Raw genomic sequence first — 25,112 nt, forward strand, 5'->3', positions numbered from 1 at the left:
GATCAACGCTCGAACAACGGAGAAGCATCAACGTATATGCGGCATTCGTCGATCAGTTCCTCTTGCAATGTCCAGATCGTCACAGCCGGAACCGTCAGCGTTGACGCATCCTTGCGTGTGTAAGTCACAGATATCCGGGAAACGATGACATCCTCGAAGGCCCATACATTGAGGATGTCATGCCTGATCCCCGCAAGTTGCTTGAGGAAATTCTGCGAGGTTGCAGTTGCTTTTGCGCGACCGATGACAGGATCGCTGTTTGCGTAGACGAACGAGCAGTTCTCGGTCAGACAGTCTGCGAACCCCTCTTCGTCCATCGAATCGATCGTGTGGTACACCTTCGAAACAAACTGGAATGCTGTTGTTGGTGTTTGCGTATTCAACATCGAGAATCCTCTTTTCAGATGATGTAACCCGTCCCAACAGACGTGCTTTGCACGTGTCCGCGCAATACGTACCGGTGGGACACAGTTGTTGGCCAATGCGTGAATTCGCCGTGCCGCGACCGCTATGGCGTGTCCATTCCAGGAACCCGGTTCGGCAGCCTGTCAGGCTATTTTATTCTATGTCGCGTCGTTCGATATCGCTCAATATATTGAAAGATGATAATGCTCCTCCCCTGAGGCTGCAAGGGGTATCTTTTTCGAAGTCCCGGAGGATCGACAATTCGGCTATCTGGCTGCGCCAGTGACATTGACCGTACCGCTTTGCACACACTGCCACGACCGCGCTTCTTTACCGCCCAACGCCTCTTAAAATCCTTCCAGGACGATCTTTCCGATGGCTCGCCCCGATTCAACTGTCTCGTGAGCTTTGCGGAGATTCTCCGCGTTGATAGGTCCACTCGCTTGCGACAAGGTGGTTCGAAGCACGCCAGCGTCCACGAGCGCCGAGACCTCCGTCAGCAATCGATGCTGCGCGTCCGTGTCCGCTGTCTCGAACAGCGAACGCGTAAGCATCATCGCCCACGAAATCGTGATGCTCTTCGGCTTGAACGGCGCGATGCTGTCGTCGAAGTTATCGATCAACGTGACGTGTCCTTGAGGATTCGTTGCACGCGCGATGTCCGGTCCGCTCCGCGCCGTTGTCGTGATAGCCGCAACGTAGTCGACACTTTCGAAACCAATTGCCTTGACTTCCGGTCCGACAAGATCTCCCACGTCGTAATGGAGGTGAGCGGCAGCTTCTGCGGAGGTAAGCGAACCTGGAATTCGACCAACAATTCTCTCATCGACGGCGTGATATTCTGCGTTTGCTCCTGGCCGGTTCATTGCCCCCGCATAAAAGACGCTATCGCCCGGCTTGAAGAGCGAGACTTCCCTTCCAACCGCCACAACGATGCCTGCCGCGTCATAGCCCAGTATTCGATAATCCGAGTGTCCGTCGGGGTCTTCCGATCGACGACGCTTCACATCGACGGGATTGACCGATCCGCCCGCACCCTGACCAATAAATCGCGCGGCCCGGGCGTCGGGGTGAGGATCTTGATGTCAAACTAGCACCTGCGGTTCACCCTTTGATTCGATAACCCGCAGCTTTCATTGTGCTCTCCAATGCGGCGTGTGGCCGCACTGACTCATAGAACGCACGAGATCAGCAAGGCAACGCTCGTTCGAACGTTGCCTTACGCCCATTCGAATCATCTAGTGTAAGTTGATCATGAGAAGCTCGTGCCACCGCTCCGTTTTCTCGAAACACCGATATCTCACTTTTCTCGGGTCTGGCTAAGCCGCCCGCCTGCTATCGCTGCTTCGAAAGTCTCTGCGGGCGCCGCCTCTCAGCTTGCTTTCAAAGACCGGAGCCGCAAGGCCATGCGTCCGTCCAGGCTGTATGCGCCGGCGCCGAAAGACGTGATCTGCAGAAGACCGCCCGCCATCATCACGTTCTTCAGGAAGTGAATCATCTGGTTTTGGTCGGCCAGATTGCGGTGAAAGAATATCGCGGTGGCAATACAGAACACCGCCATTACCAGCGATGCGAAGCGAACGCGGTAGCCGAACAGTAGAAGCAGTCCTCCGCCAAATTCAATCAACACTGCGATAACAAAGGCCAGTGGCGGCAACGGCAGACCGACGGCCCCGATGGATCCGACAGTCGCCGTGTATGCAGCAAGCTTGCTCATGCCGCTCATGACAAACGGTGCACCGATCAAAATGCGGCCAAGCAAAGGGAGAAACTTATAACTATCCATAACACGCTCCTGAGAACACGCTTACAAGTGGAGTCAAAAGGAAAACTCTCAGCCGGCGTCCACCATCACCAGTTCAGAGTCTTCGAGAGCATTGATCCGTATGGACTCCACCCTCGTGATCGCGGCGCCGTCGAGCGGTCCCATCGACTCGCCATTCACTTCGATTCTTCCCGCTGCGACGACGATATAGGCTTGCCGCCCGCTGCTGAAAGCTTGCTCGATGCTGTTCCCCGTCTGAAGGGTTGCGCCGAGAACACGCGCATTTGCGCGGATGGGAAGCGCTTCCGTATCGGTATCGAACCCGCTTGCCAGCACCACGAAGCGCCCTGCGCGATCGCTCTTCGGAAAGGACTTCGTGCCCCACCTCGGCTCGCCACCCGGTACGCGAGGCATCAGCCATATCTGATAGAGCTTCAGCGGCACGTCACCTACATTGAACTCCATATGTCGTATGCCGGAACCTGCGCTCATTACCTGAACATCGCCGGCCTGAATGGTTCCTTCGGATCCCAAGGTGTCACGATGTCCCACGACGCCTTGGCGGACGTAGGTGATGATTTCCATATCGCGATGCCCGTGCAGTGGAAATCCGCTGCCCACTGCGATCTCATCGTCGTTCCATACGATCAGCGGTCCCAGTGCCCGATGAGCAGGATCATCGTCAGTGCTGACGGCGAAATGATGTTTGGCGGTCAGCCACCCCAGATCGGCGCGGCCGAGCGATTCCCACCGTCGATGTACAAGCATCTTTTCCTCCTTCTCGTACGGTCTTGCGATTCTTCATTTGCGTTTTTCACACGTTGAAGCAATGCTATATTCGCAACAAAAGCATGAGTAGATCCCAGTCGACAACGCATCGTTGCTCGCGGTAGAAAGTTCGGGGTTTATCGAAGGAAAAATGAAACACTCGAGTAAATACTTGAAACCGTCGATGAACCAGATCACTGACCTCAATGACCTTCGGCTCTTCGTGGAGGTCGTCGATCACGGAAGCTTCTCTTCCGCCGCTCGCGATCTTGGCGTGCAGACGTCGAAGCTGAGTCGGCGCGTCAGGGCACTGGAAGAGGAACTCGGCATCCGCCTGCTCAATCGCACAAGCAGGAGCCTGTCATTGACGGAGACTGGCCGACAGTTCCACCTGCATTGCCTCGCGATGGTGGCGGAGTCGAAGGCTGCGAAAGACGTGGTGGACCAAACGCGGTCTGAGCCACAGGGCACTGTGCGGATCAGTTGCCCGGTCGGACTGCTCAATTCCGGCGTATCGGAGACGGTTGCGCGATACGTAGAGAAGAACCCCCACGTTCAAATCCTGATCGATGCGACAAATCGCCGTGTAGACGTTGTCGAGGAAGGCGTCGACATCGCCATTCGGGTCAGACTCCCGCCGCTGGAAGATACGGATCTTGCGGTCCGGCAACTGGGCTTGTCCATCCAGATTTTGGTCGCCAGCGCTGATCTGGAGGCACGTCATCCCGCGCCTGAATCGATCGAATCGCTGAGAGAATGGCCCACCCTTTCGATGGCCAGCCGCAGTGAGAAGTTTGTCTGGAACCTTTTGAGCGCGGACGGTCGATCCATTTCATGGAGGCATCGGCCTCGCCTGGCAACAGATGATCTCGCCAGTCTCCGCCTGGCGGCGCTACGCGGCATTGGCGTCGCGATGCTGCCCCGCGAGTTGGTTGACACCGATATTCAGTCCGGAAAGCTGCGGCACATATTGCCGGAACTGGCCTCGACGCCCGGTCTGGTGCATGCGATTTTCCCGAGCCGCCGAGGCATGGTTCCGGCGGTGCGTCATTTGCTCGATGCACTGGTCGCGGATTTCGGAAAACTTAACAAGAAGTGGCGAGATGGTGTTTGAAACACAACGCCCTCGGGGTTTCCTATAGGCGGCGCGAGATATGTATGGGCCGCTTTGAGTGTCATCGCGTCGTCGAGCTTTCCGCAATGCACCGATGGTATTTGCGTCTGCCCAGACCGGTGCTCGCGATCGACCTGGAAAACCGCTTGAACGCGGCCGCCGAATCGTCGCCGAGACTCTTGCCGTCGCGCTCGTCGACTAGCAGTTCGTGATCGCTCTCTGCGACGACGTCGCTGATCGTCGGATAGTTCGACTTCGCATCGGCGCCGAGGTTGGTGAGCGGATAGGCAAACTGCGCCGTCTACTCCCCATGCCCTTGTTCGCGACGTCGATGAATGAGGCGGTGCGTTTGCAGCCAGCGAGTTTAAGGGCCGAGTTCCTTCAGATACGCCGTGCGCGCCGCGAAGCCGGTATTGGCGAAATCGATGAACGCGACGGCGCCCCAGAGCGTTGCTCCACAGCGTCCTTTCGGCGGTCAAGGCAGGCACGCGGCCCGGCGGCGACGTCCTCGGCGTCAACGATGCGCGCGTCTTATCTGGAGGCGTTGACGCACCTTCGCGTTGATGCCGAGAGCCTCGATCGCCGGATCGACGACGATCTGCGCCGGCGTGGGCCCCCGGTGCGGCGAGCGAGAACTCTTACAGGCCTTGCGTCGTCGCGATCAGCAGCACTTCGCCGTTGGACCGCGTGAGCACGCGATGTCCACTATCGCGAGCCCGACAGACGCCGTCGCCGGTTGCCAGGTTTCGCCGCAGTCGCACGAAAAGTGAACCTTCGACGTCTTGTCCGCGCGCGACAAGACCGCGGGCCATCCCTTGCACTTGGGATGCGGGGCGACCAGCGTGGCGCTCGCGTCGAGCGACGCCCCGCGCTCCCAGCTGTTGCCGTCGTTCATCGAGCGAAACAGCGCGTACCCTCAGGATTCGGCACCACATCGTAGAGTGCGCCGATTTCAAGTCCTTCAGCGAGTTAAGGATGATCGCGAGGCGCGACTACAACCATGTGCGTTGAAACGTCCCATGGCCTCCCTGGGCACATTACCTCGCGAGGATAATACGGTGGCTCTACTTTCCGTAACAGCGGACTGACCTCGAAATACGCGGGCTTACTCATAGCAGCCCGATAATTATTAAAGGTATTTACGGGATGTTGTACTAGTGCGCCAGGCGCTGTGCCCGTGCTTTTGCGCGTGCTTTTGATCGCCTGTCGATATATCAAACCATTCGGAGCATCTTATCCGTGCGCAGGTCAACGCAAAGAATGCGCGTGTAGCCGCTGTTCGTGCCGCCGTCCTGGATCAACGGGCTTTGCATCGCGCCGAAAAGCGTGTCGCCGTCCGGCGAAACGTGAGATAACTGCGGCAAGAACTCTCATGCGTAGCAGGCGACGAACTTCATAGACGCGCCAAGGTGCCGGCCGATTTCAAGTTCATCGAATTCTGCGGTATCTTCGGCTTCATCCCTGCACATCAACCGGCTCACGATATGAAAGTATCATCGGATGTTGCAGAACGCGAAAATGAGCACCCGAAAATCGCCACACCGGAGTGGCTCGAATGCGAAGTGCAGCGCTACCTCTCGAGCGGAGACTATGACAGCGACTTCACGGGCTGGCTAGGCGACAACTTTATCGACGTCGCCCAACGGGCAACGCACCGCCTGAAAACTGCGCTTGTGGAAGAGACGTTGCGGCGAGCGCATGGCTTCGGCAGCCAAGTGACTTTGCCGGACGATTTGCATGCGTGGGCTCGCAACAAGCTTTCGCCGATGGTATGTGGACTGTTTCCCGCCGACGAGCGCTCCATCATCCTGAACACACTCGCTCGCAGCGTCGTGTTTCTCACCGCGGACAACATCGCCGCAGTCCTCACGCAGCAAACGTGGTTGTCGACAGCATGGGACGTGGCCAACATCTATCTGGCCAGTGTCGGTGCCCTTGTTCTATCGCAACAGGCGAGCGACATCGTTGGGCTGAGCGAAGAAACAACTTGCTTCGTCTCTGTGACGTACTTCGAGGAAACTGACCCCTTCGCCGATTTCGTCGTGCACGAGGCGGCGCACGTCTTCCACAATTGCAAGCGCGCCACGATCGGGCTAACCGAAAGCCGTCGCAAAGAGTATCTGCTCAACATCCATTACGCCAAGCGCGAGACATTCGCCTACGCGTGTGAAGCCTATAGTCGCATTACCTCGATGGCGGCGGGCACCAAGCAGCGTCAAGAAGCGCTCAAGCGACATGCCGGTGACTTTATACCGCCGGACGACCGCGTGGATCACGACGAGTATCTCGACATTCTTGGGGAGGCCGTACGAGCCCGGAATGGATGGAAAAGCATCCTCAAGCGATGCGCGCCTGCGAAAGTCGGCTGATTTGTCTCACGCGCGTGAAGCACATCAATCTGGGCGAGGTTTGCAGTGAATACTCCCGCGACTAAGCTGTTAACCCAGCTGTAGTCGGGGCATCTGGAGCGGCAACACGCCGGTCGGATGCCCGCACCGCTTCGCGGCCGGTTAGTGTGCCTCGAGAGAGGTCTGGGTCTGCGACGCGCTTGCGCGCCCACGCCCATACGTCAGCAAGGGCAAGAGGCATTCTCTCTAACGCGCCGGGACTTCTGCCTGGCGCGTCTTTTTTCAAACCCACCACGGCCGCTAACCCCCGCGCGGCGATGTTGTAGGCGGCGTTCAGGTCGGCGTTGTACTGCTTGCCGGTACTGAACGTCGCCAGCGAATAGTTATCCTTGTCGCGAGACACTTTGCCCGAGCCGTCATAGACCCAGCGGCTTGTGCCGCGCGCAAAGACCTCCACCATGCGAATTCCAGATTCCTGAGCCTTGTGGCCCAGCGCCTGCATCAGCATCCGGTGCTGGAACCGGTGGAAGCGCGCTTTCTGCTGCCCGCGACCCTTCGGTTTTAGCCCTTGAGGTCTTCGATGATGAAGAGCCGGGCGCCGTGCGTGCCCGCGAATTCCAGCAGCTCGGACGACAAGGTTCGAGCGACCTGTTTGCTGATATTCGCGATACGACGGTGAAGCGCACTGCTATGCGGCTGCCGACGGCCTATCTGGCCCGTGGCGGCCTGCTTTGCGGCAATATCGGCCGTCAGTCGGTCACGCTGGTCGTTGTGCCTGCCACAAGTAAAGAACTTGCGGGCTATCACCGTGCCAGATGTGTCGACGATCGCGGCCGTTGCCGCGGTGTTGATGCCAACGTCAATCGCGCAGACGCGACCTCCCTGGGCACCGAATGCTTTGTTGGTGACGTACGGCTCAGGCTCGAGCTTAACGGGGCATACAAGTCGGGCGCGCGCGCCGCGCAACACCAGTGTTGGACTCATGTCCATCTTGCCCGCGAGCGGCTGCAGCCGTTTGAAGCCGCCCTTGAGCGCTATCGGGCGCGTGAAGCGCCAGGTGCCATTTACGCCCTGAAGCTTGACCTGCACCGTGCGCAGTTGCGCACCGTACAAAATCATGTTGCCACCGTAGAGCGGCGGGTAGACACCACTGAGGCCCATCGTTCGACAGGTGTCGTAGCGTGGGCATGAGATTCAGCGCGAACGATGGGTGCAGGCATAGGACAGTATAGTACCCTGTCGATTTAAATCTGCGCTGCGCTGGCGTATTGATAGGCGGTTTCAAACCGAAGTGCAACAAGGGGCTTTAATGTTTAGCGCCTTGAGGTTGGCTTGCTGAGGCGAGCGTGGCGGCGAAGACCTCGAACGGTGAACGAAACGCGTGAGTTGCGCGCGGACGGTTGTTCAAGCTGTCGGCGATAGCATCGAGCTCGTCCTGAGTGTAGACCGAGAGGTCGGTGCCCTTAGGTAAGTACTGTCGCAGCAATCCGTTGGTGTTTTCGCAGGTACCGCGTTGCCAGGGACTGTGCGGATCGCAGAAGTACACGCGCACGCCGGTGGCGGCGGCGAGTTCTTGATGCCGCGTGAGTTCCTTGCCCTGGTCGTACGTAAAGCTCTGGCGCAGGGGTTCGGGAATCGAATTGAGTTTGGCCGAGAAGCCCGCCAGAGCTGAGGCGGCGGTTGCATCCTCCATCTTGGCAAGGAGCACCAGCCGGCTGGTGCGCTCAACCAGCACGCCAACGGAGGATTGGTTCCCAGCGCCTTTGTCGGGTAAGAACGTACCGTTACCGGCACGTTCTCCCCTAAGAACCGGACGGGCGAGTCACCTCGCATCCGGCTCAAGCCATTCTTCAGCACCATCGGGTGGCACCGGACAAGCCGACGGGATGTTTCGCGGCGCGACGACGGGCAAAGTAGGACGTCCATACCGGATCGAACGGATTGGCCGGCGCACGGATCTTGACGTGACGCATGATCGCGACCGTCATTGCGCGGAATAGCCGCAGACTGCCGATGCTGCCGTCAGCCCGGGTTTCGTCCGTCGCAAAGTCCCATGACCGCTGTCCGTCTGTCCGAAAGTATCGCCTCCTCACCCATCGTGCTCCTTTCGTGGGGTGCCTGCGCACAGCCCACTTCCAGAGCAGTTGCCAGATGTGCGAGTCTATCAATGAGAAGGTCGCTTTCGCCACGACGTGGCGGTGATACATGGCCCAACCCCGAATGAGCGGGTTGAGTTGCCGTATCAGCGCTTCCTGGGTGGCGCCAGCGTTGCCCTTGATGATCTCCCGGACCTTGTCAAGCAGCGATTTGATGCTCTTCTTCGCTGGCTTGATCAGCAGTTTGCCGCCGTACTTGCGTACGTTCTGGCCAAGGAAATCGAAACCCTCCGTTATGTGCGTGATCCGGGTTTTCTCCTCCGACAGTTCTAGCAGGTCGCTGAAATACATCCCTTCGGAAGCGACGTCCTTCCCTCCACGCGGCTACCGCTGCGATTTTTCTGCATTGCGAAATCTCAGCGCGGATTCGTTCGCCTTTTTGTCGAGTTGAGGCCCATTTTTCGCCGCATTGCAGCGGTTTAGGCCATCACGGGCGGACTTGTCCTAGCGAACGCATGCGTACGAGGTTGTAAGCGGCCATGTTCAACACGAACATTTGGTCGACTTTCTTTAACCCGCGCACCATCACCTGCCGCATGCACCCCACGGTCTTCGCCCATCCAAACCCTTGTTCGATCAACTTGCGCTTTTGCTGCGATATCGCATAGCCCACGCTACGCGCTATCGCATCGGGCACCGCCGAACGGCGACCCGAGGTGTTCTGTGCCACATGTGGCGTGACCTTCATCTGCTGGCAGGCTTCGATGAATTCCTGTGCGTCGTAACCCTTGTCCGCACCCAGCGTGATCTCTGCGTTCGCATCCTCTGCCGCTTGCCGCGCATCGTTGATCATGATCTTGGCCGCTTCACGCTCGGCATGCCCATCAGCGCGTGTCACGCGCGCGTTGACCACCAAGCCGTGCCGATTATCGGTCAGCGTATGACCCATGTACCGCAATTCGCTGGCCGTTTTGCCTTTGCGATAGAGCCGCGCATCAGGATCAGTCTTGGACTGATGCGTCTCGTTGCTGCGCTTGCTGCCTTTGAAGTCGCCCGCGCTACCGCCGTCGTTGTCCTGATCGTCACTGTCCTTGCGCACGAAGCTCTTGTGCCCCGCCCACGCCTGGATCAGTGTGCCGTCCACGCTTATATGGACGCCTCCCTTGTGGCAAGGAAGTTTTGGAAATTCTGGTAGTGGCGGATCAACTGCGGTCTTATATCCGGCCTGTTCATGCAGTCCGGATCTCATCCGCCTGCTGGCCCTGATGGTCATTCGCGAGGTCGGTGCCTACCTAAAGTACGGGCTCCGCACATGGCGCGCCTAAGCGTGGACGTGGCTTTGCCGACCCACGGTCTTGACCGCTTGCCATCATTTCCTCAACTGCACTCGCACACTCGGTTCGTCGGTTCGGCGCTTGACGTGTTCGTTGTTCACGGGGTTGGACGCTCGCCGTGCTTGCACACAGCGGCCTATGTCGCCGTTGCAGGCTCGACGTCGGGTTGGCATGCAGGTGCGATCGGATGCCATTGCATGTCATAGCGCCGGTTATGGGCGATCAAAGCCCAGGCCGTTCGCGCCAGTTTATTGGCCAGCGCAACGACGGCCACGTTTGTTGGCCTTCGCGATAGCAAGGCCTGCACCCACGATGAACAGTTTTTTCTGGCTACAACAGCTCGCGCGCCAGCAATGAGCAATGTGCGTAGGTAGGGATCCCCGCGTCGGCTAATTCCGCCCATCTTCACCTTGCCGCCGATACCAGTATGGCGGGGACACAGTCCGAGGCTCGCGGCGAAATCTCGCCCATTGCGCCACGCGCTTGCGTTGCCCAATACCGCCGCAAGCGCCGTGGCTCCTAGCACACCGATTCCGGGCACCTCTCGCAACGTTTGCGCCGCCTCCACGCTGTGCTGCACGGAGGTGATCTCCTCATCAAGCACTTCGATGTCGTGGTCGATTTCGCGCAACGATCTCAATTGCTCGGTCAACAGCCTCATCATTATCGAGGGCAGTCTCGCATCAATGTCCGCGCGTTTCTGCTCGAGCATCCGTAGCGCGGCTTGACGCCCTTGAGGAAGGAAGACGCCGAACTCGTAGAGAAGTCCACGGAGGGAGTTGATTGTCGCGGTGCGAACGGTCATCCAGTGTGATCTGGTGCGGTGGAGCGATAGGATAGCTTGCTGCTCGGTGCTCTTGATGGGCACCCGACGAATGTCGCCCTGACCCGCGGCGACCCAAATCGCGCGGGCGTCGGCCATGTCGTCCTTGTTGCCTCGGACGAAGGCGCGGATCTGGCCAGCGGGCAGTAACTCGACGGCATGCCCCATGGCGGTCAACGCACGTGCCCAATGATGAGCTCCCCCGCAGGCCTCCATGGCTACGCGGACCGGCTGCAACTGTGCGAAGAACTCCAGGAATTTCGCCCTGCTGAGTCTCTTGCGGTGGATCTCGCCGGTCTCGACGTCGACCCAGTGCAACTGCATTACATTCTTGGCCGTATCGACCGCGTACGTGGTGCCATTCATGGTGGGACCTCCGTTGGATGATGGGATGCAACCTCCACTGGAGCATTCTATGCCGGGTCAAACGCAGATTCCGTTCGCGTTTCTGAAGGGGCGCCGCCAACTCGGGCGGGAGGCGTCCATACCATCTGAAGTGCTCACTTGAGAGTAGGTCCTTCTTCTCAGCAATGGCCACCACTTCGTTGAAGAATTTAATGACCGCATCGTGCTTGATCAACCGCTCGCGGTTCTTCGTGAAGACGGTGGGCACCCACACCACATCATCCATTGCCAGGCCGATGAACCAGCGGAACAGGAGGTTGTATTGCACCTGCTCCATCAATTGCCGCTCCGAGCGGACACTGTAGAGGATCTGAATCAACATTGCCCGCAGCAGCTTCTCCGGCGCGATGCTCGGCCGCCCACCTTTTACGTCGACTTCGTACATCTCGGCGAACACCCGATCCACCTTGGCGAGCGCTTCGTTCGCCATCACGCGAATCGAGCGCAGCGGATGCGACGCTGGAACGAAGTCGTCGAGCTTGCGGAAGGAAAACAAACTCTCGGTGAATGTGTCGGCGCCGCGCATGATCTCCAGGGGGCAAGTCAGGTCCTTCTATCAACGCTTCAGGCACTTCCTGCGATGACCTCTGCCGTCAGTATTTCAGCGGCCTGCTAGACCACGGTCCGCCATGAAACGACGGATCGCTGGAAGAACGCAGGATTCGAGCACTTCTTTCGAAGCGCAGGTCACCACGAAATCATCGGCATATCGGATCACGTTGAGTTTGGCCGTGCGACGTGCAAGTTTCGAGATACCGATACTCGCGTGTACTGCCGCCTCAAGTCCATCCAGCGCCATATTCGCGATCACGGGCGAGATGATACCGCCCTGGGGCGTACCCGCCCGCGATTCGAACAGGGTTCCCTCATCGATATAGCCAGCCTCGAGCCACTTGCGCAGGACCGTCTTGTCCATCGGTATGTGCTCTAGGAACCAGAGATGACTGAAGTTGTCGAAACAGCCCCGTATGTCACCTTCCAGAACCCACTCTGACGATGCCTGCCTTGCCAGAGCAATGAAGCACTGTTCGATGGCGTCGGCAGTCGAGCGTTCGGGCCGAAAGCCGTAGGAATTCGGGTCCGCCAGTGTCTCCTCAACGGGTTCCAGAGCGAGCTTCCATAACGCCTGCATCGACCGGCACCGCATGCATGGGATTCCTAACAGACGTCGTTTTCCATTACTCTTGGGAATGTAAACACGCCGCAGCGGCATCGCGCGATAACTCCGATGACGCAGCGACAACACTCCTTTCCACCTGGCCGCCGAGGATGACCAGATCCGGCCGTCCACCCCCGGCGTTCTCTTGCCGCGATTTTCCGTCACCCGCTTCACGGCCAGCATCTTGCCGCTATGCGAGCGGGTCAGCAAACGCTGCAAGGCTTTTACCTTGCCCCATCGGCCTTCCCGAGTTGCCTTGGCGATACGCTCCTGAAGCCGCCTCACCTGTGCCTCGATATGCGACCAGTTTGCACGGTCCCACATCTGTGCATCGCGCGAGGGAGCACCAGCGCCTGACACTTCCGTGTCGTGCGCCGTCATCTGCTTTCCCTCGTATAACGGTTGATCAAGGTTCTCTCGCCATGAATGACCGCGCGGAAGTCTGCCCGCTTTCGCGTCGGGCGATGTCTCAGCCCGTATCCCGTCCGTTACAGACAGGCGTTCGCTTTCTCCGCATTCCTTTACCCGCACCGCCAATGGCTCTCCTTACGGTCGGCCTGCCCATTGGGCAGCGATACGGGCTTACCCTGTTCCGCATGATTCTCAGGATGGTTCGGACCCGTCCTATGCGCCGGCGGCGTACTGTCCATGATGGCCCATTCATAAGAGGCCATTCCTTGCCGCATACCGTTTTGGTTCAAGCCTGTCAGCACGTTTGGCTTGTTAGGCGTAACGGCGCGTTTCGGACGTTCACATGTGTTGGTCGTACCCACCCGTCCCTTGCGCCTCTCCGCCTTTGTGCTGGCAGATTCCGCCTTGCCTCGCGGCTCGACGTACCGGGTATCCGGCGGCTACGTTGTCCCCGGGGCTTCACACAGAACTGTTACCGGTTCTGCATGCCCGGGTAGGGAACAGCTGATGGAACAGCTGGTTTCGTCAGGTCATACTTGCCCCCGTGAAACAGAGAAACATGCGACTTGCAGGTCGCACTATGAAGTCGCCTTCCCAGTGACCAGGCAGCAGGCGGTCCCCGATTTCGGGCGGGCGCACGTGGATACTGACCATGTCGGGAATCTGTCCGCGTCGGTCTGTGCCGCGCGCGCGGGACATGCGGGTGTTGTGGCCGTGGCGCAGGCAGGCAATCAACTGGCGGCGCAATTCACCACGCGGCTGAGCGTAGATAGCCGTGTAGATGGTTTCATGCGATACGTGCTGGGTCGGGTCGGTCGGATACATTCGCCTAAGTGTGCCCGATATCTGCTGGGGCGACCACTTCCAGTCAAGCAAGGTGAGCACAACCCGCCAGCGAACGCCTTGCGTGCAAAGCTTGGCGGGGCCGCGACCAGCGCTACGGCGGGCGGCGCACAGCGCTTGAGCTGGCACGGATGCGTAGCCAGCAGGAGAGCTGTTGCGCGTCAGTTCACGGCTCACGGTGGACGGCGAGCGCCCGAGCATTCGGGCCATGGCCCGAATGCTCACATCCTGCAGTCGTAGGCTTGCGAGGGCGAGGCGTTCTTCAGGTTGAAGATGCTGGTATGAAGTAGTTTTGTCGGGCATTGCAACACCTTATCCGATAAGTGTTGCACTTCGCTTTTGAGGCCGCCATATGAAAACTCAGATAAGAACCATGAATCATGCGGCATTCAGCTTAACGTATCACCTCATTTTGACAGTTAAATTCAGACACAAATGCATCAATGCCGACATGCTGACTAGGCTCGGCGCCATCTTTGGGAAAGTGTGTGCTGATTGGCGCTGTGAGCTGGTGGAGCTTTCTGGGGAGCGGGACCACGTTCATTTACTGATTTCTGGGCATCCGTCGATGAATCTCGCGCGTATGGTAGGCAATCTAAAGACGGTGAGTGCCAGGTTGATTCGAAAAGAATACGCCACGCACCTGGCCAAGTATTACTGGAAAGCGAAGTTCTGGAACCACGCCTACGCCGTTGTGTCCGCCGGCGGACATGCGAACATAGAACAGCTCATTACCTACATTCGAGACCAAGTACGTCCGCCCACCTGAGCCGGCCGCCGACTCGCGACTAAGCGCTACGCGCTGTAGTCGGAGGATGCGCGGCCTTCATGCTCAATGAAGCGTCGGCGACTGGTTCAGGCAGCAATGCTTGAACTTCTTGCCGCTGCCACACGGACACGCTTCGTTACGCCCGATCTTCTGCGCCTCCCGCTGGAATGACCGGCGCAGCGCCATGCCCGCCGACGCCCGCCGGTGCGGCTCAAAATAACGGTAAATGTGAGTGAGCCCGGCGATCATCGTCTCAAGCACGTGTTCGCGCTTTTCGGGCGTGATTTCCGGAGGTCGCATTTGCGGGTCGGGATCATGCTCGTGGTGCAACATCATGATCGGCACCATCGCCCCGCCGTTGTCTTCATTGTCGATGAGTTCGCTCCAACTGTCGGGCCTCATTTGCACGGCCCGCATAAAGCCATGCACCCAGTCGTTTGCTGGAGTGACGCCATCCTCCCGTTCCAGCAGTATCGGCAGATACACCTCCGGCTCATGCAGGGTGCGCTCCAGTTCCGAGCTGATCGCACTCCAGTGTCGCGTGAGAAGATCCGTGATGTCGGTGGCTTGCTCGCCGCTCCCGAACACAACGCCCTTGCCCCACATGTTTGGCAGATACTCGCTTGCAAACACCACGTCGGGACCGCAGATCAATGCTGCGAAGTAGCCGTCAAGGAATTCGATGTTCAACGACTGATTGCCGATGGAGTCGAGAAAATCTCCGAGACGGTCGAGTTCGTCGTCTGAAAGCTGCTGGTGAGCGGTTGTGTTCTCCACGGAAGGTTTTTTTCCTCGCGAATAGTTCTGGTAATTCCCCGATTATACCGGGCGAGTTCATTGACCATCGGGACAGAACTGCACGCTTGCGCCGCTGGGCGGGGACGGTGCGACAGGCCGATGAATCGGCTCGAAGATCGGCCGTATCGAATTGACTGGTTCTCGCTCGATGCGGCATTTGCCTAGGCTTGCGACGGACAATTCAATTCAACCGGGCGCGATCCCGCTGGCTGATTCAAGAGCTGATAGCACTTTAAGCCGCAGCAAGGCCGTAGGAGCGATCTGATGTCCCAGCGCCCTTTCCTGGCTGCCATTGATGTATGAGAAAAGCGCGTCGGCTCGTACACGCGCGGAGGCATGCCCGCCTTGAACCGGGACTCATTCAGGGATGCGCTTTTCCCCGATAACCATCAGACAACGAAGCGCGCATCGAATACGACGGGGCGCTTGCGTGAGCGACGGCTCAGCAACCTCGAAATTTTTGCGCTCGAGTACGACGTAGGTTCGGTAGCCTGCCGTCACTTTTGACGCAGCCTAACCGCTGAAAACCTTTTCATTCGCTCTGACACTAAAACGTCACCGTGGTCGGCACTTCCACGCACTATGCTCTTTTCTATCTCACGATCGCCGTCGCATGCCCCCTCAAAAAATCCCGACAAGCTGACCGGGGTTAGACGGCAATTCCGCAGTGCATCCGCAGTCGTGACCAACCAAGAAGGAGGCGTGATGACACAGGTTTTGAATGCAGCGGCGTCTGCACAAGGCTTGACAGTCAAAGCTTATATGGGCGATCGGTGTGTTTTGCTGGCGTTCAGTCTTGCCGACCACCTCACCGACCAATTGGCCGGCTTCGCAATTCGTAGGACGCCCGCATCAAGCATCAATTGGACTTGGCTCGGAAACCGTCTGAACTTCGAAGGGGCATACACGGATCCGAAGCTGTCAAAGGACGGAAAATTCTTCTTGTCCCACAAGGCGCCCTTTCAGAAATTCTGGTGGGTCGATTTTCCGCCAGACGGTTCTTCCGGAAGGTTCCGCTACGAAGTTGTAGTAAAGCGCTTCAAAGACGAAGGCACCATCGAACTCGTAGACGACCAGCGCGTCGACCTCGAAATCGACGTAGGTCCGTTCAAGGACGGCCAGATCGAGATCGCGTTCACGCGAGGATACCTTTCGTCGCAGGCATACGCCGACAAGTTCCACAACGCACCTTTCCAACCGCGAAAGAATGAAGGCGGCTGGAATTTCTCGACAGCGCCCTTCAAGGAAGAATGGACCTGGCTTGGCGGCCATGGCCGTTAGGCAATCATCGATTTCCTCAACGACTGCCGCGCCGACATGACCTGTACGCTGGATGCAATGGTGTACGACTTGAACGAGCCCGACCTCATCACCGCTCTTGAACTGATGGCACAGGCTGGGCGATTACGCCTGCTTTCAGACAACGACCCTAAACAGCACGGGGACGATACGACGGCGGGTCAAGCATACGCTGCTATCAAGAGCGCCGCGAATGCGGACCAAGAAGGCGACTTCAAACGAGGGCGTTTCGGGCGTTTCCAGCATAACAAGGTACTGATTAAACGCGATAAAAGCGGAAAAGCCTTACGCGTTCTAACTGGATCAACGAACTTTTCGATCACTGGTCTTTACGTAAACGCGAATCACGTCGTCGTCTTTGACAACGAAGCTGTCGCACAGAAATACGCTACAGCGTTCCAGGCTGCCTTCGACGCCGATTTGCACCGGCCAGCGTTCGAGCAAGAAGACATCTCGCAGCAAGAGTACGATGTCGCAGAAGTCGGCCTACCCGCTCTCAAACTATCGTTTGCTCCTCATAAGGAGCCAACCTTCTCTCTCAACACTCTCCTTGATGCTGTGAAGCATGCCGATAGCTCCGTGATATTTGCAGTGATGGAGCTGAGCGGAAAGGGCAATGTATTGCAAGCTCTGCGCGAAATACACGAAGACAAGGACGTCTTTTCCTATGGCATTTCTGACGACGTCGATGAAAGCGACAACACAATCAACGGAACCACAGTTTAAAGCCCCGGAACACTTGCAGGCGAACTCGTGTATTCAAAGGAAAACCCAGAGAAGTTCCCCCCGCCGTTCAACACTGAACTCGAAGTGCATGGGGCCGCAGCGCACGTCGTGCATCACAAGTTCGTGGTCGTTGACTTCAACGGCACGAAGCCCGTGGTATTCGGTGGATCATCCAATCTCGCCGATGGAGGCGAACAACTCAATGGTGACAATCTGTTCGCGATATACGACCGAGCCATTGCGACGGTTTTTGCGATCGAAGGTCTGCGCCTGATCGACCACTATGCGTTCGCAGCGGCGCTAAAACGGGAGGAGTCGGACGGAGCGGCACCGAAGCCACTCTCCCTGAAACAGGACAAGGACAAGTGGTACGCGCCCTACTACGAAGACGGAAACATACGGCAGACAGAACGACTACTTTTTAGCCGGTGACCTTATAGCGCGCTAATCCATTCGGGCAACTCAAAATGACTCAGAAGATCATGATTATCCGCCATGCGGAGAAGCCGAACCATGTGACTACCGGCGTCGACGCGAACGGGCAGCACGACAACGAATCACTGACACCGCAGGGCTGGCAACGCGCCGGCGCACTCGTCCAGTTCTTCGCGCCGGGCGACGAAGGCGAGCCACAGGCGCCTCTCGCGCGCCCGAAACATCTCTTCGCGGCTTTCTACGATGCAGCGTCAGACGACGATAGCAAACGCCCCTACGAGACGATCGAACCGCTTGCTCAGCATCTCGGCCCGTCTATTTCCATCGACGACTCGGTTGGAAAAGACGATGTCGAAAATTTGGTCCAGAGGGTCACAGCGACGGATGGTCCGGCTCTTATCGCATGGGAGCACAGGCGCATCCCGTCGATAGCGCGATTGCTTGTCTCGTCGGAGGAGCCGGTGCCGGACTGGCCAGACAACCGGTTCGACATGGTCTGGGTTTTCGATCGTAACGGCTCGACCTGGCGTCTCACTCAGGTCCCGCAGCTTCTGCTGGCGGGAAGACCTGCCAACGCACTTCAGCTGACCACAACGTCGCGGCTCACAACGGAGCTTTGAAATGGGACATATTGCTTACAGCTACCTGAAGGGAAAGATCGACCGATTCAAGCCCGCACCGTCGGGGAACCCTCATCTCTGGACGCTCATCGACGCAGGACCGGACTCATTCTTCGCGACGGTTAACGTGCAATCCTCCAAAGACGCACCCGGCTCTCCCGTTGCTGAAACGTATCTCGACTTTTTCATCGACGAAGATTACCGGCATCCGGTGCTCAACCGTATTCGCGGGCTGGAGCTCGGTCTCAAAAACCAGACCAGCAGCTACGCGGACGGAGCGCTTGACTACATCAAAGGGAATCTGTTTGATCCAAACAAGATGCGCGTGCTGCCGAGCCAGAGCCAGGGCGGTGACGATCTGGTCCACCGTCTTTCGGGGTTGCTTACGCTCGCGCGAGAACAAAACGACGATATCGTGGTTTTCGGGAGCCAGTTTCGCACCTCGCCACATCAGACCGATGCTGTCGTCGGTGAGACTCCACGATTCGGCATTGATAACACCCATATGGCACAAGGCGATCCGCCAGACATCGACGAGCGACTCCACGAGAATGGACCGTGGCACGACGGCGCAATCTTCCTCTTGAGCACGAACACCGACCGTGTTACCGCCGTCTTTCTTGCTTTCCAGACACAGTCCTGGCAGACAGACTCGCACGGCCAAAAGGTATCTGGGAGCACCGGGTTCGAAGCGCCGCGTTACGATTTCGCTGGTGGCGGTCTCGGCAATCCCCTGCCGACTTCCCCGCCGAAAGCTGAACTCACTTCGCTCAATCGGCTTGCGAACGGCACCGCAAAGCTGGTTATCGCGAACATGTCCTCTGATGCGTTGAAAGTTTCCGGCTGGTCAATCACGACACCAACAAGCTCGCTTCCCCTTCCGGCTACAAGCATTGAACCGGGCCAGCCGCTAGCCGTCGTGCTGACCAACGATCTCATTAGCGATGCTGGCGGCATCCTCTCTCGAATCGACGACCGCAGCCTTAGGGTCGACGGAGTCGCGTATTCGGGCGGCCCCGCTGGCGGATGGAGCACGAGCTTCGCTGATTGACGCGTGCGTCTTCGAGGCATTCGTTTATTGCGGGGCTCTGCCGCATCCGCCCTCCTGCTCTCGCGACGGATGAAGGAAGTTTGGGCAGCGTCTGACCCGAGACGCTGCTCGCACCATTGGCCGTGCTTCGGCCTGGGTAGCCGCCTCAAAACGTATAGCCTACGGACAAGAAAGTCACGATCGGATTTAGCTTGATCTTCGACTCGCTTGTGACCTGCCCGACCGACGAGTTCGTCGTCAGCGTTGCGCGCGCTGAAAGCCACATGTATGACACGGAGAAGGCCGCCGACCAATGTTTGGTGAAGTTATACGAGACGCCGGCATTGACCACGGGAGCGAAGGAACTGCTGATGTGCACGCTCGTTGGACCCGTCAATGCAGCGCCAGTCTGCGGCGAATAGAGGAACGCGCCGTTCGCCATTTGTTGGCTTAGCTTTACATCCGAATACCAAACATATGAGCCACCGGCGCCGACATACGGGCGAAGCTTGCTCTGTGCATTCATGAAGTAGTATTTCAGCAGCAGCGTCGGGCTCCACTCGCGAGCGGTGCCGAGGTCGCCTAACGGCGCGAGCGTGCCTTCGCCATTTAGATGAAACTTCGGCGCCACGCCTAACACCGCTTCAGCAGCGATGTGATCGGTGACGAAATACTGGAGCGTCAATCCGAAGGTATCGGCATCGCTCACTGATGCACTCGCGCCTTGTTTCGTCACCGTCTGGCCGAGCGCGGTCACGTTGAACGCACCGCTCGAATCTTGCGGTGCAAAGTGTAGCCATCCGGCGCTGACCTGAAAATCGCCCGCTGACTGCGCATGAGCACCGTTTACGTCCGCCGCGCCCAGCGCCACCAGGACTGACCATGCAACATGTTTAAGTTTCAGCTTCATTCGATGAGTAAGGGCATAAACGATTGATGTGCGCTGACGCTTTATTTTCAATGCGTCGCGGGTCGAATATTACCTGCGAGATAGTGCAACTTCGCGTTTGTTAATAGGAAAAACACGCGGTGTTGTTTTTAAGACATATCGCAAACTCTTTGGACACTAGACCGGACGATGTAGCCACTCCGCAAGCCCTATGATTCACGAATGTTCACCAGTACTATTAGTAATGCCGAACGACCTAACCATATTTGACGCGTCGATGAGGCCGCAAGATAGCGGAACGTCGCGAGCGTGCATCCGCTCGAGCTGTGGACCAGTGAAGCGAGAGGATCAGAGAGAGTAGCCTTCAGCGGCACGCCCTCGCCGGTCATGACCACGTTCAGACGGACACCCATGTCCGTATTGCTACTCGCCGTTGAAAGCGTTTCCCGCGATATTGATTATTCAGCCGAGTTGGCGGCAGGGTCGACGTTCGAGTCAATACGCCGTCAGCCTCGCCGTCAGCCGCAAAATGGCGACAATTTTAGGACGATTCGTCGGCCGGAATTGATCTTATGGACGATCTATGACGCGGGATTCGTGCGATTATCTTCGGCCTGTTCGTGAAAACATCGCAGGCTCGAGCCGGGCACCCACGCCGTCGAGGCCCGTGACGCTTCGAATGTTGGACGCTAGCAGCGAAAGGAGCACGTGCGTCCTACCGATACCGGACTTGGACTGGCGACGGTTCTTCTCCCTGTTGTCCCCAGCCTTTTCAACAGAATCTGTGGATAACCCCAGTGCGGACTTACCCCCAGGAAAGCTCGCCAACCGTGCACCACGTGTTGCCTTAAATCGACAGAAGGGATATGGAGACATACACGGGCAACGAGGGACTGCAGTCGAGCGTACATCCGTCTCCGACGCCGCGAACAGACGATCGCCCGAGCCATCGACATAACCCTCAGTTCTCCGCCGCGCACCTGCCAACGCCTGGCAGCTTACTCACTTCTTTCGTGAAAGCATCGCGCGGCACCGTTCCAACTCCTTGCTCAGCGAATCGATTTCCGCCTGCATGCGATTCGCCCTCTGAAAGATCTGCCCAATCTCGTGCCAGTAGGCATATCCCAAGTCCCCGTCCGCCAACGCCAATTCGTGGATTTTTCGAAGCGCGACCGTCAGGTCGATATGATTTTCAACACGCATATCCTCCTCTTCGACGGTATCCGAGCCTTGACCTTCCGACGGCGATCCGCGGGAGCGCCCAAACAAGACACCTTCGTTCACGTATCTCGTTTTGATGCGCAATACCACCAAGCTGAGAACGAATCCAATCGCGGGGACGATCAGCAGCGCTGGATACCTCAAAGCGAACGCCCAAAGCTCTCTCATGGTTTCACGCTTTCCGCGTACTCAGTACGTTACCCTTCTGAAGCTTCTGGGACCGTTCTACGACGGCTGCGGCGATCCTCAGCACCTGCTTCACTTCACCACGCATAAGTGCCTGGAGCGGCGTGAAACCGGCAAGCGACCCGTTCGGCTCCGTGAAGAAGCCCCACTTGCTCCATCCGTCCAAGCCACCCAGTCGCCGCACGATCTTCGCGAGATGCTTGCGGTTCAGATCGTTTGCCAGAAGGAACGCGGGATAGTACTGCGTGCCCCGAACATCGACGTTGAAGATACGACGTCGGGCGACGTCTTTCCTCAGCCTCTTCTCCGAGATACTCAAAGCCTGACATACGATTTCCGCGCGCAACAACTTGCCCTCAGCTACAAGGGCCGCCTCCCGCGACATCCGGCGTTGCGATCTACGCATGGCGCGACCGCGTAGTTGCTCGCCTTCCTCGCGGATCGCACGAAGGTCCAAGTTCAGCGCCGTGGCCCGACCGATGGTTCGCGCGAGACAGATTTTGAAGCGTCGCCCGAGTTCAGCATCCGGAAGGTCCAAAAGCGCTTCGGCTGCTATCGGGTCGAATAGAATCATCGCCACGGCGGCGCGGCGAAATGCGAGCTGCAGCCGAGCGTCGTCGAGCGCTCGGTATCTCTTTCTCGCACGTGCAGACCGTTGCATCGTAGTTCCCTTACGCCTTGCGCTGATCATGGCACTCACAAAGCGCCGAGTTAGCCGCGTCATCGACGCAATTCGCAACACAAATCGACGCACGACGCTCCGCCGGAATCCCAGCCAAGGATCAACGGCGTGACCTACGCCATGCGCAACATGAAAACTCGCTGCGGAGATGGCTCGACGGATCACCCGCGCACGAACCATCACCTCGCCTCAGCTCGCAGCATCAAAAGCCTGGCTGCCCTCGTCATCCGCGCTCGCGACGGCGTGCCACCTTCGCCGGTTCCGCCCACAGGCTCGGCAGCGCGATCGCCGACCTCTCAATCTCCGCCTCGCTCGGATAGTGTCGCAGCAACGTCATGGCCAGCGTCCGCACAAGGTCCGCGCAGTATGGGCCGCGACCATCCGCAAGCGTTGCGAGCAGGTCCCGCGCGCCGACAACCGCACGCGTTCTTTGCTCCGCAGTAGTCACGTACGTGCCCAAGAGTCCACCTTGCCGGTCACATCGATGCACTCCTCGACGCCGTTCACGCGACACCAACGGTCCCAAACGTACTGCGCGTCATCGGCATACCCGCTTGCGCCAACGAGCGTGTAGATCCGTCCGGACTGCGTTGTTCCTTGCGAGGTCTCAGCATCGAAAGTCTCGATGGCCGAACTGACACGTCCCGTTCGGTTGCTCGCATTCAAGCCAACGAAGTGACGGGTATCTCGCGGAAGGATTTCGAAGATGCGCCATTCGAGCAGGCGAATACAAGGCTCGCTCGATATTGGGCGAACAGTCCAGATTGGCATGATTGCCCTCGACGGGAGGGCCGGCACCGTGCATATGCTCGGCTTTCTACTGCCGGCTGCCCGAGATGCCGGGCGGCGAATGTCGCGGCGAGACCGTTGGAATTTGACTTTTTTGACTCGGCCGGGGCGCATGGGTCAGTGCACGCATGTCCAAGTATATGCCGCTGCCCGGGAAGTTCAAGAACGAACCGCTGCGCGCCAATCGTTGCTAGCGCAACGTTTTATGCATCGCGACGTCGTTGACGGTGGCAACGTCAAGATAAAGCCACAGCGCGTCGAAGCGACAAACGGTGGCGCACTGGAAAAACAACGCGGCGCTGAACGTCCCCTCCTCGATCTGAGTGTCGAGCGAATCCGCTTCAACATGAACGCCAAGTTCTTCAAGCCGCTTGCTCAGCAGGTTACTATCCAACCAAGGCTGAGTTGCAAGGTCCGCCTTGAAGGCCGCTGCCGCGCTTGCCTCCAATGATCCGTCAACAGGTTGCATACACAACCAAGTACCGGGAAGCGCGGAGCCGGCTGCGCTGAGCGCCTGGAGGAAAAACGCGAACTTGAACGTGCCGCGGTGCACCTTCCCTTCGATTGAACGCTCAGATTCCTGAACGCCGCGCTCGACAAGCCTGCGCGCGAGCTCTTCGTAGCTCACGCCCTTCTGAATCAGCGCGGCCCGAAGCGCCCGTGAGGCAAGATGAGCCCATGCTGAATCGACATTTTGCGCCTCATCGACTTGCATTTTCGCTGCCCTGTGCTTTACTTTTGGTGTGGTAACCCATGCCGCCTCTCAACCACAAAGAAAAAGCCATCGAGAGGACCACTTCCCCCGCCGCATCCCTACAATCCAGGCTCGTCCCCTGCAGAAAACACGCGGCACGACATTTGAGCATGGCCGCCATGGACTCAATCCTCTACCTAGGTATCGAAGGGGTTCTGTTTCGGACTCACACGCACAGTCACACGGTTCCGTGTCGTGGGCACGCAGCCCCTCCTCCCGAACCCTTGCCGCTACTCGAACCGGTGTCTGCAATCGTCGCGCACGCAACGAAGCTCCAAATCGTTCTCAACAGTTGGTTGGTAGCTGACTACGGCTTTCGGCAAGTCCTTCGAATGCTTCCGGATGGTATAGCACAAAAAACGATTGGCGCAACCATCGCCGGAAACCGGCTGCATAGTCGATCGATACCATACCGTGCAAGAGCCGAACTGCTGCGTGAGGACGTGGAGAGACGCAAGCCAGCTCATATCACTATTGTCGATGCCTCACGAAGTGCAATCCCTACTGAGCTACTGCACCGATCTATCTGTGTGAACGAGTCGGACATCCAGTGTCCAGCCGAGTTCGCCGCGATCCTGCGCCGTTTCATTGATTCGCAGTACCAATGCTAGATTGCGGTGCCGTCTTTGGTTGTGCGTTCTCACACGCTCGAACTCAAGCTTTCGCGCTCAGTGAATGAATTTTCTCGTCCCCGAGGAAACTTCGATTGGAGCAATCTCATGAAAGCATCAAAGAGAGAACTTCGAGAAGAATGGGCCGAGAGAATCTGGCCCACATTGGAATTCTGGATGCTTAGATCGCGTATCAGCCGGCGCGATTTCGACGTCGATGCGCTGGCAGAAATCGTTTCGAAGGTTCGATGCATGCCGGCCTGCAAGGGGTACCTCAAAGCGCTGCGACGTAGCTCGCGAGACCAGCCGAAAAGCGCTACGCCCATGCGGCCACGTTGTTCCGTGCGCCCCCATCGAGACATCTTCGGGCCAATACGTTGCTTGTCCGCCGTTTGTTGCAGCGGTGGCAGCGCGAAACACTTCATCGAACTGAGCCTGAATAGAGACGCTGCGAGCCTGGAGGCGACGATGTTGCGAAAGAGAGCGAAGAGCAAAACGAAAGTCTCACCGACTGCGACCGATGCCACAGAGGTATCCGTTCCGCTAGGCAGAGGTCTCCTCGTCCATCGCATCGAGACATGCAAGCATGAAGGCGGCCGAGAAACGCTTTCGATTAATTTTCCGGTTAAGCTGACCCGCCGACTCAACGATCCCAAGGCGCTCGAGCCGCAGCGCCAACTCCTTGTAGCTGATCTTGCGCTCGTTCATCGCCGACACGATGAGTTCCCTCGCCTCGTCCTCCCACACTTCGTAGACGGACTCCGCCTGGGGAGCCTGGTTCGGTTGTTTGCTTATTGCCATATTTCGTCGTATACGGGTGACGCTATCTTCA

Annotated in this window: 23 protein-coding genes and 6 pseudogenes; 8 read left to right on the forward strand and 21 right to left on the reverse strand. The window is 58.0% G+C overall.

Annotated features, from left to right (window positions below):
• Nucleotides 1-2 precede the first annotated feature (2 nt).
• The 4 genes and pseudogenes from ACEN42_RS21925 to ACEN42_RS21940 all read right to left on the reverse strand — a co-directional run bounded on the left by ACEN42_RS21925 (nt 3) and on the right by ACEN42_RS21940 (nt 2,938).
• Nucleotides 3-386: a nuclear transport factor 2 family protein gene (locus tag ACEN42_RS21925; protein ID WP_371881457.1), complete on the reverse strand. Its 384-nt coding sequence runs from the start codon at nt 384-386 to the stop codon at nt 3-5.
• Nucleotides 387-752: 366 nt separating this feature from the next.
• Nucleotides 753-1,489: pseudogene (locus ACEN42_RS21930) on the reverse strand (alcohol dehydrogenase catalytic domain-containing protein).
• Between the two features lie 288 nt (nt 1,490-1,777).
• Nucleotides 1,778-2,191 (reverse strand): DoxX family protein, encoded by a 414-nt coding sequence (locus tag ACEN42_RS21935; RefSeq protein WP_371881459.1) that lies wholly within the window; start codon nt 2,189-2,191, stop codon nt 1,778-1,780.
• Between the two features lie 48 nt (nt 2,192-2,239).
• A complete protein-coding gene (locus tag ACEN42_RS21940) occupies nt 2,240-2,938 on the reverse strand; it encodes a pirin family protein (RefSeq protein WP_371881460.1) in 699 nt (232 codons plus the stop codon).
• Between the two features lie 184 nt (nt 2,939-3,122).
• On the opposite strand from ACEN42_RS21940, the gene ACEN42_RS21945 reads away from it, so the two are divergent.
• Complete coding sequence (locus ACEN42_RS21945; RefSeq protein ID WP_371881461.1) at nt 3,123-4,052, forward strand: LysR substrate-binding domain-containing protein; 930 nt, start codon at nt 3,123-3,125, stop codon at nt 4,050-4,052.
• 1,409 nt (nt 4,053-5,461) lie between these two features.
• Nucleotides 5,462-6,421 (forward strand): hypothetical protein, encoded by a 960-nt coding sequence (locus tag ACEN42_RS21950; protein WP_371881462.1) that lies wholly within the window; start codon nt 5,462-5,464, stop codon nt 6,419-6,421.
• A 61-nt stretch (nt 6,422-6,482) separates the two neighbouring features.
• Here the strand turns inward: ACEN42_RS21950 and ACEN42_RS21955 are convergent, their stop codons facing one another.
• The 9 genes and pseudogenes from ACEN42_RS21955 to ACEN42_RS21995 form a co-directional block, all read right to left on the reverse strand.
• Nucleotides 6,483-6,908 (reverse strand): zinc ribbon domain-containing protein, encoded by a 426-nt coding sequence (locus ACEN42_RS21955; RefSeq protein WP_371881463.1) that lies wholly within the window; start codon nt 6,906-6,908, stop codon nt 6,483-6,485.
• A 53-nt stretch (nt 6,909-6,961) separates the two neighbouring features.
• Entirely contained in the window at nt 6,962-7,561 is a 600-nt protein-coding gene (locus ACEN42_RS21960) for a hypothetical protein (protein WP_371881464.1), read from the reverse strand.
• Between the two features lie 145 nt (nt 7,562-7,706).
• A pseudogene (locus ACEN42_RS21965) lies at nt 7,707-8,165 on the reverse strand (IS30 family transposase); the annotation flags it as partial.
• 85 nt (nt 8,166-8,250) lie between these two features.
• A complete protein-coding gene (locus ACEN42_RS21970) occupies nt 8,251-8,847 on the reverse strand; it encodes a group II intron maturase-specific domain-containing protein (RefSeq protein ID WP_371881465.1) in 597 nt (198 codons plus the stop codon).
• Between the two features lie 136 nt (nt 8,848-8,983).
• A pseudogene (locus tag ACEN42_RS21975) lies at nt 8,984-9,655 on the reverse strand (IS5 family transposase); the annotation flags it as partial.
• Between the two features lie 311 nt (nt 9,656-9,966).
• Nucleotides 9,967-11,019 (reverse strand): IS110 family transposase, encoded by a 1,053-nt coding sequence (locus ACEN42_RS21980; protein ID WP_371881466.1) that lies wholly within the window; start codon nt 11,017-11,019, stop codon nt 9,967-9,969.
• Between the two features lie 109 nt (nt 11,020-11,128).
• Nucleotides 11,129-11,584: pseudogene (locus ACEN42_RS21985) on the reverse strand (transposase); the annotation flags it as partial.
• Nucleotides 11,585-11,671: 87 nt separating this feature from the next.
• Nucleotides 11,672-12,598, reverse strand: a pseudogene (locus tag ACEN42_RS21990) (reverse transcriptase domain-containing protein); the annotation flags it as partial.
• 609 nt (nt 12,599-13,207) lie between these two features.
• A pseudogene (locus ACEN42_RS21995) lies at nt 13,208-13,774 on the reverse strand (IS30 family transposase); the annotation flags it as partial.
• 70 nt (nt 13,775-13,844) lie between these two features.
• Between ACEN42_RS21995 and tnpA the strand changes: the two are divergent.
• Nucleotides 13,845-14,240 (forward strand): IS200/IS605 family transposase, encoded by a 396-nt coding sequence (gene tnpA / locus ACEN42_RS22000; RefSeq protein WP_371881468.1) that lies wholly within the window; start codon nt 13,845-13,847, stop codon nt 14,238-14,240.
• A gap of 63 nt (nt 14,241-14,303) precedes the next feature.
• On the opposite strand, the gene ACEN42_RS22005 is transcribed toward tnpA, so the two are convergent.
• Nucleotides 14,304-15,017 carry a UPF0149 family protein gene (locus ACEN42_RS22005; RefSeq protein WP_371881469.1) on the reverse strand — a complete coding sequence of 238 codons (714 nt, stop codon included), beginning with the start codon at nt 15,015-15,017 and terminating at the stop codon, nt 14,304-14,306.
• A 702-nt stretch (nt 15,018-15,719) separates the two neighbouring features.
• On the opposite strand from ACEN42_RS22005, the gene ACEN42_RS22010 reads away from it, so the two are divergent.
• From ACEN42_RS22010 to ACEN42_RS22030, 5 genes are read left to right on the forward strand one after another with little or no spacing between them, the layout of a single operon-like run.
• Nucleotides 15,720-16,319, forward strand: a complete 600-nt coding sequence (locus ACEN42_RS22010) for a hypothetical protein (RefSeq protein ID WP_371881470.1) — start codon at nt 15,720-15,722, stop codon at nt 16,317-16,319.
• 57 nt (nt 16,320-16,376) lie between these two features.
• On the forward strand, nt 16,377-17,063 hold the full coding sequence (locus ACEN42_RS22015) for a phospholipase D-like domain-containing protein (RefSeq protein ID WP_371882275.1): 687 nt from the start codon (nt 16,377-16,379) through the stop codon (nt 17,061-17,063).
• A 27-nt stretch (nt 17,064-17,090) separates the two neighbouring features.
• Entirely contained in the window at nt 17,091-17,495 is a 405-nt protein-coding gene (locus tag ACEN42_RS22020; RefSeq protein WP_371881471.1) for a phospholipase D-like domain-containing protein, read from the forward strand.
• A 35-nt stretch (nt 17,496-17,530) separates the two neighbouring features.
• On the forward strand, nt 17,531-18,118 hold the full coding sequence (locus ACEN42_RS22025) for a histidine phosphatase family protein (RefSeq protein ID WP_371881472.1): 588 nt from the start codon (nt 17,531-17,533) through the stop codon (nt 18,116-18,118).
• A 1-nt stretch (nt 18,119) separates the two neighbouring features.
• Nucleotides 18,120-19,169 carry a DUF2278 family protein gene (locus ACEN42_RS22030; protein ID WP_371881473.1) on the forward strand — a complete coding sequence of 350 codons (1,050 nt, stop codon included), beginning with the start codon at nt 18,120-18,122 and terminating at the stop codon, nt 19,167-19,169.
• A gap of 145 nt (nt 19,170-19,314) precedes the next feature.
• Here ACEN42_RS22030 and ACEN42_RS22035 read toward each other — a convergent pair whose 3' ends face one another.
• The 7 genes from ACEN42_RS22035 to ACEN42_RS22065 form a co-directional block, all read right to left on the reverse strand.
• Nucleotides 19,315-20,058, reverse strand: coding sequence for an OmpW family protein (locus ACEN42_RS22035; protein ID WP_371881474.1), 744 nt, complete (start codon nt 20,056-20,058; stop codon nt 19,315-19,317).
• 981 nt (nt 20,059-21,039) lie between these two features.
• Nucleotides 21,040-21,426: a hypothetical protein gene (locus tag ACEN42_RS22040; protein ID WP_371881475.1), complete on the reverse strand. Its 387-nt coding sequence runs from the start codon at nt 21,424-21,426 to the stop codon at nt 21,040-21,042.
• A gap of 4 nt (nt 21,427-21,430) precedes the next feature.
• On the reverse strand, nt 21,431-22,105 hold the full coding sequence (locus ACEN42_RS22045; RefSeq protein WP_371881476.1) for a hypothetical protein: 675 nt from the start codon (nt 22,103-22,105) through the stop codon (nt 21,431-21,433).
• A 244-nt stretch (nt 22,106-22,349) separates the two neighbouring features.
• Nucleotides 22,350-22,640, reverse strand: a complete 291-nt coding sequence (locus ACEN42_RS22050; protein WP_371881477.1) for a BPSL0761 family protein — start codon at nt 22,638-22,640, stop codon at nt 22,350-22,352.
• Nucleotides 22,571-22,897: a hypothetical protein gene (locus tag ACEN42_RS22055; RefSeq protein WP_371881478.1), complete on the reverse strand. Its 327-nt coding sequence runs from the start codon at nt 22,895-22,897 to the stop codon at nt 22,571-22,573. The genes ACEN42_RS22050 and ACEN42_RS22055 overlap by 70 nt, the downstream gene beginning before the upstream one ends.
• A 208-nt stretch (nt 22,898-23,105) precedes the next feature.
• On the reverse strand, nt 23,106-23,630 hold the full coding sequence (locus ACEN42_RS22060; protein ID WP_371881479.1) for a DUF6471 domain-containing protein: 525 nt from the start codon (nt 23,628-23,630) through the stop codon (nt 23,106-23,108).
• 1,193 nt (nt 23,631-24,823) lie between these two features.
• A complete protein-coding gene (locus tag ACEN42_RS22065; RefSeq protein ID WP_371881480.1) occupies nt 24,824-25,081 on the reverse strand; it encodes a DUF6471 domain-containing protein in 258 nt (85 codons plus the stop codon).
• Between the last annotated feature and the right edge of the window lie 31 nt (nt 25,082-25,112).

It is taken from the genome of Caballeronia sp. S22, from assembly GCF_964261745.1.
Classification (GTDB): domain Bacteria; phylum Pseudomonadota; class Gammaproteobacteria; order Burkholderiales; family Burkholderiaceae; genus Caballeronia; species Caballeronia jiangsuensis.